The sequence below is a fragment of the Pseudomonas sp. ADPe genome, from assembly GCF_014843515.1.
Lineage (GTDB): Bacteria > Pseudomonadota > Gammaproteobacteria > Pseudomonadales > Pseudomonadaceae > Pseudomonas > Pseudomonas citronellolis.
On record NZ_CP062122.1, the window covers coordinates 15,138 to 32,079 of the forward strand.

The window sequence follows — 16,942 nt, forward strand, 5'->3', positions numbered from 1 at the left end:
CTACTGCATCCTGCGCTGATTGCAATGCGACCTTGGCCCGGCCGTCAGCCGCCCAGCAGCGCGCGGTAGAAGCGCCACTCGGCGTCCAGCGCGTGGGCCAGGTTGGCCGCCTGTCGGAAGCCGTGGCGCTCACCGGGATACAGGTGGCATTCCACGGCCAGGCCGCGCTGGCGCAGGCTGGCGACCATGGCCAGGGTCTGCTCGGGCACCACCACGGCGTCCAGCTCGCCCTGGAAGAAGATCACCGGCGCCTGGATGCGCGCAGCGTGCAGCAGCGGCGTGCGCGCCCGGTAGCGGCGGGCGTCGCGTTGCGGGTCGCCGATCAGCCAGCCGAGGTAGTCGGCCTCGAACTTGTGCGTCACCCGCCCCAGCGCCAGCGGGTCGCTGACGCCGTAGAGGCTGGCACCGCCGCGGAAGCCGCCGACGAAGGCCAGGGCGCAGAGCGCGCTGTAGCCGCCGGCGCTGGCGCCGCGGACGAACACCCGCTGGCGGTCGATCAGCCCGTCGGCGGCCAGTTGCACCACCGCCGCCCAGATGTCCTGCACCTCCGCCCTGCCCCATTCGCCGCGCAGGCGTTCGCGGTAGGCGCGGCCGAAGTTGGCGCTGCCGCGGTAGTTGAGGTCGGCCACGGCGAAGCCGCGCTGGGTCCAGAACTGGATGCGTGCATCGAACACCGGGTAGCAGGCCGAGGTCGGCCCGCCATGCAGGAACACCACCAGCGGCGGCGGCCGCCCCGCCGGGCCGCGGCACTGGGCGTTGCGTGGCGGGTAGAAGAAGCCGTGGCCGCGCTCGTTGCCGGCCACCGGGTAGCCGAAGGGTTGCGGGCGCGACAGCTCGGCCTCGTCCAGCGGATGTTCGCCGCCGGCGATTACCTGCACCTGGCCACTCTCGCGGCCGATGGCCAGCAGCGCCGGCAGGCGGTCCTCGGCGGCTGCGATGCAGTAGCAGTGCCCGGCGTCGGCAGCCAGGGCGCGGAAGCGCGAGAAGTCCGGGGCCAGGCGCCGTTCGCTGCCATCGGCGGCGCGCAGGATGAGCAGCCCACGACCCTCCTCGAAGCGGCTCAGCAGCATCTCGTCATTGGCCAGCGGCAGGTAGCTGCGTCCACCCAGTTGCCAGGGCGCCGGGGCATGGTCGGCAGCGGCGAAGGCACCGGCCTGCCCGTCCTCGGCCTCGGGGCGCCACCAGCCACTGCGGTCGCTGAGCCAGTGCAGGCGGCCCTGGTCGTCGAAGCGCGGTTGCTGGATGGATTCTTCACCGCCCTCGCCCGCCAGGCAGCGCTGCGTGCCGTCCCGCAGCAGGCACAGGCGCGTGGCGGTCCAGGGCTGTTGCGGGCGGTCCCATTCCACCCAGGCGATGCGCGCCGCGTCGAGGCTGGCTGTCGGCGCGGCGTAGAAGTCCGCGCCTTCGGCGATGACCTGGCGCGCGCCGTCGGCCTCCAGGCGCACGATGCGGTGGACCACGGCATCGCCCTCGCGGCTTTCCTCCACCGCCAGCAGCGCATTCCAGGCCGCCACGTAGTGCAGGTCGCCATAGCGGCACTGCGGGCGCGCGGTCAGTTGCCGGGGCGCCTCGCCGAAGCGCAGCCAGCGCACCTGCTGGTCGCCCTCCTCCACCCAGGCCACGCCCTCGGCCGTGGCGCAGCAGGCGCCGCCGCCGTATTCGTAGACGCGGCTGCGCGCCGAGGCACCGGGTGGCGTCAGTTCCTGTAGCGCGCCGTCGCGCCATAGGTACAGGCGGCAACGCGCGCTGCGCGGCTCGAATTCCAGCCACAGCAGCCCGCCGTGGGCCGCGTGCAGTTCGGCGAAGTCGCGCCCCGCCGCCACCGCGCGCTCGGCGCTCCAGGCGCTGGGCCAGTCGCCATGGGCCAGGCTGCGCACCCTCAAGCCTTGCAGATCAGTTGCGAGGCGCGCTGGTTGCGCCAGGTCAGCTGGTCCAGGCCCAGCGGCGCTTCCTCGGCCTGGCGGCGGGCGTCGAGAATCTTCCCGTGGTGGGCCGACTTGGCGCACACCGGGTCGGTGGCGTCGGCGTCGCCGGTGAGCATGTAGGCCTGGCAGCGGCAGCCGCCGTGGTCGCGCTCCTTCTCCGAGCAGGAGCGGCACGGCTCGGGCATCCAGGCGTCGCCACGGTAGCGGTTGAAGCCGAAGGATTCGTACCAGATGTGTTTGAGGCTGTGCTCGCGCACGTTGGGGAACTGCACCGGCAGCTGCCGCGCGCTGTGGCACGGCAGCGCGGTGCCGTCGGGGGTGACGTCGAGGAACACGCTGGCCCAGCCGCCCATGCAGGCCTTGGGGCGTTCCTCGTAGTAGTCCGGGGTGACGAAGATCAGCTTGCAGGGCTTGCCTTCGGCGGCCAGGCGCTCGCGGTATTCGTGGGTGATGCGCTCGGCGCGCTGCAGTTGCGCGCGGGTCGGCAGCAGGCCGGCGCGGTTGAGTTCGGCCCAGCCGTAGAACTGGCAGGTGGCGAGTTCGACGAAGTCGGCCTCAAGCTCTATGCACAGCTCGATGATCCGCCCGATGTTGTCGATGTTGTGCCGGTGGGTGACGAAGTTGAGCACCATCGGGTAGCCGTGGGCCTTCACCGCGCGGGCCATGGCCAGCTTCTGGGCGAAGGCCTTGCGCGAGCCGGCGAGCAGGTTGTTCACCTCCTCGTCGGCGGCCTGGAAGCTGATCTGGATGTGGTCCAGCCCGGCCTCGGCGAACTGCGCCAGGCGCGCCTCGCTCAGGCCGATGCCGGAGGTGATCAGGTTGGTGTAGAAGCCCAGCCCGCGGGCCGCGCCGATCAGCTCGGCGAGGTCCTGGCGCAGCAGCGGCTCGCCGCCGGAAAAGCCCAGCTGCGCGGCGCCCAGCTCGCGGGCCTGGCGGAACACCTCGATCCATTCGGCGGTGCTCAGTTCGCCGCCCTGCCTGGCGAAGTCCAGCGGGTTGGAGCAGTACGGGCACTGCAGCGGGCAGCGGTAGGTCAGCTCGGCCAGCAGCCACAGCGGCGGGCCGGCGCCTTCAGTGCAGCTCGATCCAGAATTGCGCATGGGCCACCTCGAGGAATGCCAGGATGTCTTCGTCGATGCCCGGCACGCCGGGGAAGCTCTTGCTCAGCTCGGCGATGATGGCCGCCACGTCGCGCTGGCCATCGATGCGCTGGAGGATTTCCCCGGCGCTGTCGTTGAGCTTGACCATGCCTTCGGGGTAGAGCAGCACGTGGCAGCCCTGGGCCGGTTCGAATTGCAGGCGGAAGCCGCGGCGGATGCGCGGCACGCTGTCCAGCGCGGGCAGGCTCATCACAGCAGCCCCCTGTGCCAGATGCGCTCGCGGGTCACCGTGTGGTACGGCGGGCGGTCCAGCTCGTAGGCCATGCTCATGGCGTCGAGCATGCTCCAGAGCACGTCGAGCTTGAACTGCAGGATGTCCAGCATGCGCTCCTGGGCCTCGCGGGTGCGGTAGTGCTCCAGGGTGATGCGCAGGCCGTGCTCGACGTCGCGACGAGCCTGGGACAGGCGGCTGCGGAAGTAGTCGTAGCCGGCCGCGTCTATCCAGGGGTAGTGCTGCGGCCAGGCGTCCAGCCGCGACTGGTGGATCTGCGGGGCGAACAGCTCGGTCAGCGAGCTGCTGGCCGCTTCCTGCCAGCTGGCGCGGCGGGCGAAGTTGACGTAGGCGTCCACGGCGAAGCGCACGCCGGGCAGCACCAGTTCCTGCGACAGCACCTGTTCGCGCTCCAGCCCCACCGCCTCGGCCAGGCGCAGCCAGGCCTCGATGCCGCCGGGCTCGCCGGGGCGGCCGTCGTGGTCGAGGATGCGCTGCACCCACTCGCGGCGAGTGTCGCGGTCCGGGCAGTTGGCGAGGATGGCGGCATCCTTCAGCGGGATGTTCAGCTGGTAGTAGAAGCGGTTGGCCACCCAGCCCTGAATCTGCTCGCGGGTGCAGCGGCCCTCGTACATGGCCACGTGGAACGGGTGGTGGATGTGATAGCAGGCGCCCTTGGCGCGCAGCGCCTGCTCGAATTCGGCGGGGCTCATGGCGGCGTTCATCGCGCGCTCCCTCTACAGGTGGATGGCCATGCCGTCCCAGGCCACTTCGACGCCGCGGGCGTCCAGTTCGGCGCGTTCGGGCGAGGCCGGGTCGAGGATGGGGTTGGTGTTGTTGATGTGGATGAGCACCTTGCGCGGCCCGGGCACGCCGTCCAGCACTTCGAGCATGCCGCCGGGGCCGCTCTGGGCCAGGTGGCCCATCTCGCTGCCGAGCTTGTCGCCCACTTCGCAGCGGCGCATTTCGTCGTCGCGCCATAGGGTGCCGTCCACCAGCAGGCAGTCGGCGCGGCGCATCCAGCCCAGCAGCGCCTCGTCCACCTGGCCCAGGCCGGGGGCGTAGAACAGCTTGCCGCCGTTGCCCAGGTCCTCGACGAACAGGCCGATGTTGTCGCCCGGGTGCGGGTCGTGGCGGTGCGGCGAATACGGCGGCGCGGCGCTGCGCAACGGGATGGCGGTGAAGCGCAGGTTCGGGCAGGCGGGCACGGTGAAGGGCGCGCCGTCCAGCTCGATCAGGTGGTGGCGCAGGCCGCCGTTCCAGTGCTGCAGCATGTTGAACAGCGGGAAGCCGCTAGTCAGGTCCTGGTGGACCATCTGCGTGCACCAGACGTCGTGCGGGCAACCCTCGCGCAGGCTGAGCAGGCCGGTGCAGTGGTCGATCTGGCTGTCCAGCAGGAGGATGCCGGCGATGGCCGTGTCGCGCACCTTGCGCGCCGGCTGCAGGGCCGGGAAGGCGGCGAGCTGGGCGCGGATGTCGGGCGAGGCGTTGCAGAGAATCCAGCGCTCGCCGTCGTCGGACAGGGCGATGGACGACTGGGTGCGCGGCTGCGCCAGCACCTGGCCGCTGCGCACGCCGTGGCAGTTGCGGCAGTTGCAGTTCCATTGCGGGAAGCCGCCACCGGCGGCCGAACCGAGAATACGGATGTGCATGACAGTGCCCCGTGGGCAGGGGCCCCGGAAGACCGGGGCCGGGTGGATCAGCGGTTGGCGAAGTACAGGGTCACTTCGAAGCCAAGGCGCAGGTCGGTGAAGCTAGGCTTGGTCCACATGGGTCTGTCCTCTTCTTGTTGGCCGGCGATTCCGGCAGGTCGAGTTAAACACCAGGGGTGGGCCCTCCGAATGATACTTTCGAAGGAGTTTTCCCCCTGATTTGGTAGGGAGGGTGCGACAGCTGTCGCGCCCGCCCGCTACAGGTGTCGCGCGCGGCGCGACAACCGTTCCCGGCGCCGCCCTCGCGCGGCGCGCTGAACCCTGGCGCCGCGCGGGGCGCCTCTTGTCCGTACAGGCGGCACGGGCCTTGCTCGGTTCCTCGCCGTTCGGCGGGCGCCTGACTAGACTTGCCTGCCTGCGCCGGTCCGTTCGCCCGGCAAGCCCCGCCGAACGGCACCTGACAACAACAAAGCGCCGCAGCACGGCTGACGGCGCCCGGGAGTAGTACCCATGAACGAGCATGCCCTGGACAACTGCCCGAACGACCTCGCCAGCTTCATCGCCGACCACTTCGGCGAGCGCGACCTGCAACCGGAGGACGCCATCGCCCGCTCCTGGTACCGCAGCGTGGTGCAGCACCACCTGGACCCGCGCGCCAGCGCCGAGAAGCACATCCTCACCGCCGGCGAAATCCGCGAGCACCAGGCCCAGCACGAGGAATACCTGGCCATCGCCGGCCAGGGCGTCAGCGGCCTGGCCCGGCGCGTCACCCCGGCCGGCTTCGCCGTGCTGCTCAGCGACGAGCAGGGCGTCACCCTCGACGCCCGCCTGCCGGCGCAGCGCGACCGCTACACCCAGGCCGGGCTGATCGTCGGCGCGCGCTGGGACGAGTCGGTGGCCGGCACCAACGGCATCGGCACCGCCCTGGCCGCCGCCGCGCCGCTGACCATCCACCGCCAGGAGCACTTCCTGGTCAGCAACTTCCGCCTGAGCTGCTCGGTGGCGCCGATCTACGACGCCCAGCACAACCTGCGCGGCTGCCTCAACGCCACCTGCCTGAACAGCGGCGGGCCCAAGGAGGCGCAGTACCTCACCCTGCAACTGGTCATCCTCTACGCCCGGCTGATCGAGAACGCCGCCTTCCGCCAGCGCTACCGCGACCGCCTGACGCTCTCGGTGAAGGCTCGCGACGAGGTCGCCGACCTGGCCGCCGAGCAACTGCTGGCCCTGGACGAGCGCGGCCGGGTGATCGGCGCCAACCACGCCGCCTTCGCCGCCAGTCCCGGCGAGCTGCTGGGCAGCCGCATCGAGCAGTTGCTGGCCAGCGACCTCGACCAGCTGCTGGCCCTGAGCCAGGGCGGCGCCCGCGCCGTGCGCCTGCGCACCCTGGGCGACGAGGCGGCGGTGGAGGTCGGCCTGCGCATGCCCGCCGGCCTGCCGCGGCGCAGCGCCTCGCCGGCGCCGGCCAAGGCCGGCGAGCACCCGGACCTGGCGCGCCTGGCCGGCGCCGACCCGCGCCTGCAGGAGGGCGTGCGGCGCCTGCGCAAGGTGCTGGACAAGGGCATCGCCATCCTGCTCAACGGCGAGACCGGCACCGGCAAGGAGGCCTTCGCCCGCGCCATCCACCAGGCCAGCGCGCGCCGCGCCGGGCCCTTCGTGGCGCTGAACTGCGCGGCCATCCCCGAGAGCCTGATCGAGAGCGAGCTGTTCGGCTACCGCGGCGGCAGCTTCACCGGCGCCAGCAAGAAAGGCATGAAGGGCAAGCTGGAACTGGCCAACGGCGGCACCCTGTTCCTCGACGAGATCGGCGACATGCCGGCGCACCTGCAGACGCGCCTGCTGCGCGTGCTGGCCGAGCGCGAGATCCTCCCGCTGGGCGCCGAGACGCCGGTGGCGCTGGACGTGCAGGTGGTCTCGGCGACGCACCAGGACCTGGCCGCGATGATCCAGGCCCGCGGCTTCCGCGAGGACCTGTTCTACCGCCTGGCCGGCATGACCCTGCAACTGCCGGCCCTGCGCGAGCGCAGCGACCGCGAGGCGCTGGTCGAGCAGTTGCTGGCCGCCATCGACCCCGCGCTGCGCCTGGCGCCGGAAGCGCGCGAACGCCTGCGCGCGCAGCCTTGGCCGGGCAACATCCGCCAGTTGCTCAATTGCCTGCGCTACGCCGCGGCCCTGGCCGAGGACGGCGTCATCGACCTCGACTGCCTGCCCGCCGAACTGCATCAGCCGGCCCCCGTCGTGGCCACGCCCAGCAGCGCCCTGGCCGCACGCCTGGACGACACCGAGGCGAGCCACCTGCTGGCCGCGCTGCGCGAGCGGCAATGGAACATCAGCGCGGTGGCCGAGCACTTCGGCGTGGCCCGCTCGACCCTGTATCGGAAGATGAAGAAGCACGGCATCGTCCAGCCCAACGCGTTGTATTGAGCGCATCCCTTTTCCCTGCGTCCGCTTTGCCCGGGGCATGGCCCGTTTCCTACATCACCGGCTGGCGGCGATTTTTTGTAGGAGCGAGCTTGCTCGCGAACCGCATGGCACCGCGTTTGTTCGCGAGCAAGCTCGCTCCTACGAAGAGCAGATCGGCGCAGGGAAAAAGGAGCGGCACGCACCTGGCAAGCACGCGCCGCCCAAGGAGGCACCTATTCCTGTACGTACACCACGTGGGTGTGCGTGTACTCGTACAGCCCGTGCTTGCCGTCGGCGCCGCCGATGCCGGACTTGCGCGTGCCGGCGTGGAAGCCCTGCATGGCCTCGAAGTTCTCGCGGTTGATGTACGTCTCGCCGAAGTCCAGCTCGCGGCTGGCCTTGAGCGCGGCGCCCAGGTCGCGGGTGTAGATGGACGAGGTCAGGCCGTACTCGCTGGCGTTGGCCAGGGCGATGGCCTCGTCGAGGTCGTCCACCACCTGGATCGGCAGCACCGGGCCGAAGATTTCCTTGCGCATGATCTCCATCTCGCCCGAGCAGCCGGCCAGCACCGTGGGCTGGTAGTGGAAGCCGCGGCCGAGGTCGGCCACGGCGCCGCCGGTGATCACCTGGGCGCCCTGGCCCTGGGCCGTGCGGACCATCTGCGCGACCTTGTCCAGGCCGGCCTGGTTGACCAGCGGGCCCATGTCCAAGTCGGCCTGGGTGCCCGGGTCGCCGTAGCGGGTGGCGGCCATGGCGGCGGCGACCTTCTCGATGAAGGCGTCGGCCACCCGGCGCTGCACGTACACGCGCTCGGCGCAGTTGCACACCTGCCCACTGTTGATCACCCGCGAGGCCTTGATGGCGTTCACCGCCAGGTCCAGGTCGGCGTCGGCCAGGACGATGGCCGGCGCCTTGCCGCCCAGCTCCAGGTTCAGCTTGGTGATGTTCGGCGCCGCCGCGGCCATGATCCGCGAGCCGGTGGCCACCGAGCCGGTGAAGCTGATCAGGTCCACCCCAGCATGGCCGGTCAGCGCCTGCCCGGCCCCGCCGCCGGTGCCGCCGACCACGTTGAACACGCCGCGCGGCAGGTCGGTCTCGGCCACCAGGGCGGCGAACTCGAAGCAGTTGATCGGGGTTTCCTCGCTGGGCTTGATGACGATGGTGTTGCCGGTCAGCAGCGCCGGCGCCATCTTCCGCGCGATGAGGAAGAACGGGAAGTTCCACGGCAGGATGCCGGCCACCACGCCCAGCGGCTTGCGCAGCAGGAAGATGTGCTCGCCGGCGCGGTCGCTGGTCAGCACCTCGCCTTCCAGGCGCCTCGCCCACTCGGCCATGTAGTCCAGGTAGTCGGCGGTGAAGGCCACTTCCACCTCGGCCAGCGCCGGCACCTTGCCCTGCTCGGCGGTGATGATGCGCGCCAGGCGCTCGGCGTTGGCGCGGACCTTCCCGGCGATCCGCCGCAGGTAGCCGGCGCGCTCGATAGCGGGCTTGGCCGCCCAGCCCTTCTGGGCCATGCGCGCCGCGCCCAGGGCGGCGTCCACCTGCTCGGCGCTGGCCTCGGGGATGCGCGCCAGCAGCTCGCCGTTGGCCGGGTTGTGCACCTCGATCAGCGCCTCGCCGGCGACGAAGCGGTTGTCGATGTAATGCTGGTAGGTCGTGACGTCGGTCATCGGGGTTCTCCTGTGGGGGTCGATCACTTGCCGGCGGTCTTCTGCGCGGCGGCCAGCTGTTCCTGGAGGTCGTAGGCGCGCTTGATCAGGTACTGGTGCACCGCCTCGGCCTGCTGCAGGTCGAGGTGGCCCTGGAACGACGGCATGCCGTCGGGGATGCGCCCGCCGTAGACGATGCCGAGGAAGCGCTGGTGGTTCTCGGCGCTGAGGGTGCGCAGGTCGGGCAGTACGCCGCCGCTGATGGCGTTGATGCCGTGGCACTGCGAGCAGCTGGCGTTGAACAGCTCACGGCCCTGGTCGATCTGCGCGGTGGTGCCGGTCAGCTTCGGCGGCTCGGGCTTGCGTCCGGCCCACTTGTACTTGGCCTCGGGCAGCCTAGCGCTGCCGCCGAGCTTGTAGGTCAGCACCTGGGCGTTGGGCTTGACCCCAGCGCGCAGCGACAGGGCGCCGGCGAAGGTGGAGAAGGCGCCGCCCCAGCCGGCCATGAAGGTCACGTACTGCTCGCCGTCCACCTCGTAGGTCACCGGCGCGGCCATCACCCCGGTGTTGGCCGGCGATTCCCAGAGCTTCTTCCCGCTGTCGGCGGCGTAGGCCACCACGCGGCCGTCGGCGGTGCCCTCGAACACCAGGTTGCCGGCGGTGCTCAGGGTGCCGCCGTTGAAGATGGTGCTGTAGGGCACCTCCCAGGCGGCCTTCTGCTTGAGCGGGTCCCAGGCGATCAGCTTGCCGGACCAGGAGTCGGCGACCTTGCGCAGGCCCTCCGGGTCCTCGGGCATCATCCCGGTGTTGACGTCCAGCTGGTAGATGCTCTTGAACTTCGAGCGCGGCGGCGCGCCCTCCACGTCCTGGTAGTAGGCCGACATGATGTGCGCCGGGATGTACACCAGGCCGGTGGCCGGGTTGTAGGACATCGGCTGCCAGTCGTGGGCGCCCCAGAACGCCGGCTGGATCAGCAGCGCCTTGCGCTCGGGATCCTTCCAGTAGGCCGCAGCCTTGTCGTCGACGATGGGCCGACCGGTCTTCATGTCGATGCCCTTGGCCCAGTTCACCGGGATGATGTTCTTCGCCGAGAGCAGCTCGCCGGTGGCGCGGTCGATGACGTAGAAGAAGCCGTTCTTCGGCGACTGCATCAGCACCTTGCGCACCTTCCCGTCGATGGGCAGGTCGGCCAGCATGATGTGCGCGGTGGCGGTGAAGTCCCAGGCGTCGCCCGGGGTGGTCTGGTAGTGCCAGACGTACTCGCCGCTGTCCGGGTTGATGGCGACGATGGACGAGAGGAACAGGTTGTCGCCCTTGCCCTCGCTGCGGATGCGCGGGTTCCACGAGGAGGCGTTACCCACGCCGATGTACAGCAGGTTCAGCTCGGGGTCGTAGGACATGGAGTCCCACACGGTGCCGCCACCGCCCTGCTCGGGGTACTTGTCGCCGAACCAGGTCTTGCTGGCGATCTCCATGGCCTTGTTCTCCGGCGCCTGCTTGGGGTCGCCGGGCACGGTGAAGAAGCGCCAGTCCTGCTTGCCGGTCTCGGCGTCGTAGGCGGTGATGTAGCCGCGCACGCCGAACTCGGCGCCGCCGTTGCCGATGATCACCTTGCCCTTCACGATGCGCGGCGCGCCGGTGATGGTGATGCTGCGCGAGGGGTCGGTGCGGGTGTCGACGCTCCACACGCGCTTGCCGGTCCTGGCGTCGATGGCCTCCAGGCGACCGTCCAGCACGCCGACGTAGACCTTGCCCTTCCACACCGCCACGCCGCGGTTCACCGCGTCGCAGCAGGCCTCGCCGGCGCGGCTGCGGTCGGACTGCGGGTCGTACTTCCACAGCAGCTTGCCGTTGCGCGCGTCCAGCGCGTAGACGATGGAGAACGGCCCGGTGGTGTACATCACCCCGTCGACCACGATGGGCGTGGCCTCCACGCCGCGGTCGATGTCCAGCTTGTAGCTCCAGGCCAGGCCGAGCTTGTCGACGTTGCCCTGGTCGATCTGCTTGAGCGGGCTGTAGCGCTGCTCGTCGTAGGTGCGCCCGGTGCTCATCCAGTTGCCCGGCTCCTGGTCGGCGGCGGCGATGCGCGCGCCATCGACGTCGGCCGGGGCATCGGCGGCATGCAGGGGTGGGCAGAGGCCGGCCAGCAGCGCGGCGGCGAGTGCGCTGCGGCGCAGACGCGAGGTGGGTTGCGGGTGGGCGTCAGGCAAAGTGAGGCCGGTCGAGCTCATGGAGGGTCTCCGATTCTTGTTGGTGCCACGGATCGGACGCCGTGGCTTGGAGGGGGTTGAGCAATGGCTGTGCCAAGGGGTGAGGGAATGGCTGTGGGGCAGGAATGGTGGGGGTTTCGGGGGGATCGGTGGTGGTGGCTGGAGGTTGGTGGGGCGCTACAGGTGTTGCGGGTGGGCGGGGCAGGTGTTGCGGGGGTGGGACGGTTTTTTTGGGGGTGGTGCCTCCCGGATACCTTGGTGTTCGCGTCCGGCTCCGCTCCCTCTCCCCAGCCCTCTCCCTGAAGGGAGAGGGGGCTAGTCCGTGCCGAGAACAGGCATGGTTTCAGCAGGAAACCACCGCGCTTGCCGGCTAACTCGGGAAAGCCAGTCCACTCCGAACGGTCCCCCTCTCCCTTCAGGGAGAGGGTTAGGGAGAGGGGACGGCCTCAGCACTTGCACCACTGCAACCGGGAGGCCCTTTAGAAACAAAAAACGCGGCCAAAGCCGCGCTCGACAGTCCCGCCGCGCCCGGAAGTGGGAGGGGTGCACGGGTCGCCCACGCTCGGGCGCATCGAAAAAAGTGGCCCGGTGGAGCGCCGGGCGCGGGTGTTGAACACGCTTGCCGGAACCTGCCCGCGCCCCCGGATGGGGACGGGGTCGCGGGCGGCCGGTGTACCTCAGAAGAAGCCCAGCGGGTTGACGTCGTAGCTGACCAGCAGGTTCTTGGTCTGCTGGTAGTGGTCAAGCATCATCTTGTGCGTCTCGCGGCCGACGCCGGACTTCTTGTAGCCGCCGAACGCGGCGTGCGCCGGGTACAGGTGGTAGCAGTTGGTCCATACGCGGCCGGCCTTGATGCCGCGGCCCATGCGCCAGGCGCGGTTGATGTCGCGGGTCCAGACGCCGGCGCCCAGGCCGAACTCGGTGTCGTTGGCAATCGCCAGGGCCTCGGCCTCGTCCTTGAAGGTGGTCACGCCCACCACCGGGCCGAAGATTTCCTCCTGGAACACGCGCATGCCGTTGTGGCCCTTCAGCAGCGTGGGCTGGATGTAGTAGCCGCTGGCGAGGTCGCCGGACAGGCGCTCGCTCTGGCCGCCGGCCAGCAGTTGGGCGCCTTCGTTCTGGGCGATGTCGAGGTACGACAGGATCTTCTCGTACTGCTGTTGCGAGGCCTGGGCGCCGACCATGGTCTCGGTGTCCAGCGGGTTGCCGCGCTTGATCTGGGCGATCTTCTTCTGCACCTCGGCCATGAACGGCTCGAAGATCGACTCCTGCACCAGCGCGCGCGACGGGCAGGTGCACACCTCGCCCTGGTTGAAGAAGGCCAGCACCAGGCCCTCGGCGGCCTTTTCGATGAAGCTCGGCTCGGCGCGCATGATGTCGTCGAAGAAGATGTTCGGGCTCTTGCCGCCCAGCTCCACGGTGGACGGGATGATGTTCTCCGCCGCGCAGTGGAGGATGTGCGCGCCCACCGGGGTGGAGCCGGTGAAGGCGATCTTGGCGATGCGCTTGCTGGTGGCCAGCGCCTGGCCCGCTTCCTTGCCGAAGCCCTGGACGATGTTCAGCACGCCCGGCGGCAGCAGGTCGTTGACGATCTCGGCCAGCAGCATGATCGACAGCGGCGTCTGCTCGGCCGGCTTGAGCACCACGCAGTTGCCCGCGGCCAGGGCTGGGGCCAGCTTCCAGGCGGCCATCAGCAACGGGAAGTTCCACGGGATGATCTGCCCGACCACGCCCAGCGGTTCGTGGATGTGATAGGCCACGGTGCTGTCGTTGATCTCGGCGGCGCCGCCTTCCTGGGCGCGGATGCAGCCGGCGAAGTAGCGGAAGTGGTCGGCGGCCAGGGGCACGTCGGCGTTCAGCGTCTCGCGCACGGCCTTGCCGTTGTCCCAGGTCTCGGCCACGGCCAGCTGTTCCAGGTGCTGCTCGATGCGGTCGGCGATCTTCAGCAGGACCAGCGAGCGCTCCTGCACCGAAGTGCGGCCCCAGGCGTCGGCGGCGGCATGGGCGGCGTCCAGCGCGCGCTCCACGTCCTCGGCGGTGGAACGGGGGAATTCGGCGATGGGCTGGCCGTTCACCGGCGAGGTGTTGGTGAAGTACTGGCCGAGCACCGGCGGCACGAATTCGCCGCCGATGTAGTTGCCGTAGCGCGGCTTGAGGGTGACGACGGCACCGGGGGTTCCGGGTGGGGCGTAGATCATGGCGAAGCTCTCCTGTGGCGTCCCGGCGCACCAAGCCCGGGCCTTGCGGCGATCTTAGGCAGCGCCCGCGCCGGCCAGGAATGCGCCCATGGGCGTGGGGGGGTAGTTATTTGGTAGTAGAGGGGGGTGTTCGTGGGGGCGAGCTTGCTTGCGAACAGCGGCATCAAGCTCAGCCATGGAGCGTGATTGGAATCCGTAATCCTCTCCCCAGCCCTCGGCTGCGCGCCCCGCCCTGAAGGGAGAGGGGGCTTGTCCGTGCCGAGAGAGGACTTGGTGTCAGCCGGCCACTCGGTACAAGCCGGCTAACGCCGAAGCATCAGCGCACACCGAACGGTCCCCTCTCCCTTCAGGGCGGGGCGCGCAGCCGAGGGTTAGGGAGAGGGGCCGGAGTCAACGCTTGCACCACTGCAACCGGGAGACACCGTTCGCGAGCAAGCTCGCTCCTACGAAAAGCAAAAAGCAAAAAAAACAAAGGGCCGGCACCAGCCAGCCCCCTGCCCTACCCCAGCGAACTCAGCGCTTGCTCACCAGATCCTTCGGCAGCTTGAAGGTCCAGATCATCCCGCCCTGGTCCAGGTCCTTGATGCGCTTGGCCACCTCGCCGCCCCACAGCGGCACGGCGCCGCCCCAGCCGGAGAGCACGGTGACGTACTGCTCGCCGTCCATCTCCCAGGTGATGGGCGAGGCGATCACGCCCGAGCCGGTGTTGAACTCGTAGAGCTTCTTGCCGCTCTTGGCGTCGAAGGCCATCAGGTAGCCCTCGGGGTTGCCGGTGAACACCAGGTTGCCGTGGGTGGCCAGCACGCCGCCCCACAGCGGCGCGTAGTTCTCGTAGCGCCACACCTGCTTGCCGGTCTTCGGGTCGATGGCGCGCAGCACGCCGATGTACTTCTCGTTCAGCGGCTTGATGGTGAAACCGGCGCCCAGGTAGGCCGCGCCCTTCTTGTAGGTCACGTTCTCGTTCCACATGTCCATGCCCCACTCGTTGGAGGGCACGTAGAACAGGCCGGTATCCTGGCTGTAGGCCATGGGCATCCAGTTCTTGCCGCCGAGGAAGGACGGCGAGACGAACACCGAGCTGCCCTTGGCGCCCTCGCCCGGCGCGCCGGGGCGGTGGGCGTCGTCGTAGATCGGCCGGCCGTTCTGGTCCAGGCCCTTGGCCCAGGTCACCTTGTCGACGAAGGGGAAGCCGCGGATGAACTTGCCGTTGGTGCGGTCCAGCACGTAGAAGAAGCCGTTGCGGTCGGCAGTGGCCGCGGCCTTGATGGTCTTGCCGGCGTCCTTGTAGTCGAAGGACACCAGCTCGTTCACGCCGTCGAAGTCCCAGCCGTCGTGCGGGGTGGTCTGGAAGTGCCACTTGATCGAGCCGTCCTCCGGGTTCAGCGCCAGGCGCGAGGAGGAGAACAGGTTGTCGCCCGGGCGCAGGTGCGAGTTCCACGGCGACGGGTTGCCGGTGCCGATGAACAGCGAATCGGTGCTCGGATCGTAGTAGCCGCCCAGCCAGGGCGCGGCGCCGCCGGTCTTCCACAGGTCGCCCGGCCAGGTCTTGCCGGCCTCGCCGCCGGAGATGCCGTTCTCGATGGCCTTGCCGTCCTTGTACACGTAGCCCATGTGGCCTTCGACGGTCGGGCGGCTCCACAGCAGGTCGCCGTTGCTGGGGTCGTAGGCCTCGATCTTGCCGACCACGCCGAACTCGCCGCCGGCCACGCCGGTGATCAGCTTGCCCTTGGCGATCAGCGGCGCGGCGGAGATGGAGTAGCCGGCCTTGTAGTCGGCCACGGTCTTCTTCCACACCACCTTGCCGGTGTCCTTGTTCAGCGCCACCAGCTTGGCGTCCAGGGTGCCGAAGATCACCAGGTCGCCGTACAGGGCCACGCCGCGGTTGATCACGTCGCAGCAGGGCATGATGCCGTCGGGCAGGCGCGCGTCGTACTGCCAGAGCTTGCGCCCGGTGCGCGCGTCCACGGCGAACACCCGCGAGTAGGAGGCGCTGACGTACATCACCCCGTCCTTGACCAGCGGCTGGGCCTGCTGGCCGCGTTGTTTCTCGCCGCCGAACGACAGCGCCCACACCGGGCGCAGTTCCTTGACGTTGTCGCTGTTGAGGGTCTTCAGCGGGCTGAAGCGCTGGCCCTGCTGGTTGATGCCGTTGACCACGATCTGGTCGGTGCGCTTGGCGCTGTCGCTGATGTCCTGGTCGGTAACCGCGGCCTGGGCGCCCAGGCTGGCCAGGGCGAGTGCGGCGAAGAGCGCGCTGCGCGCGAAGGAAGGGGTGGGACCTGCATGTCTCATTGCGGCTACCTCTGCGGATTTGTTGTTGTACCCGGGAAGTTTTCCCGGTCTGCCGCAGATTCTTGGCCCGGTGCGGTGGGCCAACAATTGACCGCTTTGCCGAATTCCCTAGTTCCTTGGTAGCAATACCGCGCCCTGGCGTAGCGTAGGGCGCATAACGCCTACGGCGTTATCCGCCGTTTGGCCTCGGTGCCCGGCGGCTCCGGGGTTGACCTTGGCGTTGGTCATGGCCTCGGTGTAGCGGCGGATAACCGCGAACGGTTATACGCCCTACGCGACTACGAAGAGCCGGGGCGGCTCATTGCCGGTCGATACGCGGCAACGCCTGCTGTTCGTAGCGCGGGTACAGGTGGGTGACGCTGCGGATCAGCTCGTAGCGCGTCAGGCTGATGCCGGCGAAGCGTTCGGGGATGGGGGTGCGCAGCAGGTCGTTCATGTCCGCGCCTTCGCGGGTGCCTTCGCGCATCACGCTGTCGAGCCAGCCGAGGTAGTCGCGCATCTGGGCGAAGGGCCTGGCGTCGGTGGCGATGGGCCCGTGGCCGGGGACGATCAGCTTCCAGGGCAGCGCCTGCAGGGTATCGAGATCGGCCAGCCAGACGTCCAGCCCCGGGCTGTTGGGCGTGGTCAAAGCGCGTTCGTAGAACACCAGGTCGCCGGCGAACAGCACCCCGCTGGTCTCGTCGAGGATCGCCAGGTCCGCCCCGGTATGCCCGCGCAGGCCGAGCAGGCGGAAACGGTGCGTGCCGACCTGCAGCTCGCCCGGCTCCACCGTCTGCGTCGGCAGCACCACCTCGGTGCCGCGCATCCAGTCGCCCACCAGGCGGTACATGTTCTCCGCCATGGCGTTGCCCTGCTCCTTCAGCAGCTTGCTGGTGCCGGCCAGCGCGCCGATGGGCACGTCGGCGAAGGCCTGGTTGCCCAGCACGTGGTCGGGGTGGTGGTGGGTCAGCAGCACCTGCTTCACCGGCTTGCCGGTGGTCTGCTGGATCACCGCGCGCAGTGCCTCGCCGTAGCGCCGCGAGGGGCCGGTGTCGATCACCAGGATGCCGTCGCCGGTGTCGACGAAGGCGACGTTGACGATGTTGCCGCCGTTGTCCTTGGCGAAGTTGTCGGTGCTGCCCTCCACCAGCCAGGTGCCCTCGGCGATCTGCCGGGGTTGCAGGTGGTACTGCAGGTCGGCGAGGACCTGGGTGCAGAGCAGCAGCAGGAAGGTCAGCAGGTAACGCATGGGCACCTCGCGGG

The 16,942-nt window shown here is 69.6% G+C and carries 12 protein-coding genes; 1 reads left to right on the forward strand and 11 read right to left on the reverse strand.

What is annotated here, in order from left to right; translation table 11 throughout:
* Positions 1 to 44: 44 nt before the first annotated feature.
* From IG194_RS00050 to pqqA, 6 genes are read right to left on the reverse strand one after another with little or no spacing between them, the layout of a single operon-like run.
* The gene (locus IG194_RS00050; RefSeq protein WP_058490061.1) at positions 45 to 1,877 is read right to left on the reverse strand and encodes an alpha/beta hydrolase family protein; all 1,833 of its coding nucleotides are present in this window, start codon (positions 1,875 to 1,877) and stop codon (positions 45 to 47) included.
* A gap of 2 nt (positions 1,878 to 1,879) precedes the next feature.
* Positions 1,880 to 3,025: a pyrroloquinoline quinone biosynthesis protein PqqE gene (pqqE, locus tag IG194_RS00055; protein WP_058490062.1), complete on the reverse strand. Its 1,146-nt coding sequence runs from the start codon at positions 3,023 to 3,025 to the stop codon at positions 1,880 to 1,882.
* The gene (pqqD, locus tag IG194_RS00060; protein ID WP_009622916.1) at positions 2,997 to 3,275 is read right to left on the reverse strand and encodes a pyrroloquinoline quinone biosynthesis peptide chaperone PqqD; all 279 of its coding nucleotides are present in this window, start codon (positions 3,273 to 3,275) and stop codon (positions 2,997 to 2,999) included. The genes pqqE and pqqD overlap by 29 nt, the downstream gene beginning before the upstream one ends.
* A complete protein-coding gene (gene pqqC / locus IG194_RS00065) occupies positions 3,275 to 4,021 on the reverse strand; it encodes a pyrroloquinoline-quinone synthase PqqC (RefSeq protein ID WP_058490063.1) in 747 nt (248 codons plus the stop codon). The genes pqqD and pqqC overlap by 1 nt, the downstream gene beginning before the upstream one ends.
* 12 nt (positions 4,022 to 4,033) lie before the next feature.
* Positions 4,034 to 4,948, reverse strand: coding sequence for a pyrroloquinoline quinone biosynthesis protein PqqB (pqqB, locus tag IG194_RS00070; RefSeq protein ID WP_058490064.1), 915 nt, complete (start codon positions 4,946 to 4,948; stop codon positions 4,034 to 4,036).
* Between the two features lie 47 nt (positions 4,949 to 4,995).
* Entirely contained in the window at positions 4,996 to 5,067 is a 72-nt protein-coding gene (gene pqqA / locus IG194_RS00075; RefSeq protein ID WP_003106462.1) for a pyrroloquinoline quinone precursor peptide PqqA, read from the reverse strand.
* A 391-nt stretch (positions 5,068 to 5,458) separates the two neighbouring features.
* Here pqqA and IG194_RS00080 point away from each other — a divergent pair, with 391 nt between their 5' ends.
* Entirely contained in the window at positions 5,459 to 7,372 is a 1,914-nt protein-coding gene (locus tag IG194_RS00080) for a sigma-54-dependent Fis family transcriptional regulator (protein ID WP_043313197.1), read from the forward strand.
* Positions 7,373 to 7,584: 212 nt separating this feature from the next.
* On the opposite strand, the gene aldA is transcribed toward IG194_RS00080, so the two are convergent.
* The 5 genes from aldA to IG194_RS00105 all read right to left on the reverse strand — a co-directional run bounded on the left by aldA (position 7,585) and on the right by IG194_RS00105 (position 16,928).
* Positions 7,585 to 9,021 carry an aldehyde dehydrogenase gene (gene aldA / locus IG194_RS00085; RefSeq protein WP_043313195.1) on the reverse strand — a complete coding sequence of 479 codons (1,437 nt, stop codon included), beginning with the start codon at positions 9,019 to 9,021 and terminating at the stop codon, positions 7,585 to 7,587.
* A 23-nt stretch (positions 9,022 to 9,044) separates the two neighbouring features.
* Positions 9,045 to 11,231 carry a PQQ-dependent dehydrogenase, methanol/ethanol family gene (locus tag IG194_RS00090; protein WP_058071124.1) on the reverse strand — a complete coding sequence of 729 codons (2,187 nt, stop codon included), beginning with the start codon at positions 11,229 to 11,231 and terminating at the stop codon, positions 9,045 to 9,047.
* 656 nt (positions 11,232 to 11,887) lie between these two features.
* Positions 11,888 to 13,408 carry an aldehyde dehydrogenase family protein gene (locus IG194_RS00095; protein WP_043315552.1) on the reverse strand — a complete coding sequence of 507 codons (1,521 nt, stop codon included), beginning with the start codon at positions 13,406 to 13,408 and terminating at the stop codon, positions 11,888 to 11,890.
* 513 nt (positions 13,409 to 13,921) lie between these two features.
* Positions 13,922 to 15,700 carry a methanol/ethanol family PQQ-dependent dehydrogenase gene (locus tag IG194_RS00100; RefSeq protein ID WP_009622920.1) on the reverse strand — a complete coding sequence of 593 codons (1,779 nt, stop codon included), beginning with the start codon at positions 15,698 to 15,700 and terminating at the stop codon, positions 13,922 to 13,924.
* Positions 15,701 to 15,998: 298 nt separating this feature from the next.
* Positions 15,999 to 16,928 (reverse strand): quinoprotein relay system zinc metallohydrolase 1, encoded by a 930-nt coding sequence (locus IG194_RS00105; protein ID WP_058490065.1) that lies wholly within the window; start codon positions 16,926 to 16,928, stop codon positions 15,999 to 16,001.
* Positions 16,929 to 16,942 lie beyond the last annotated feature (14 nt).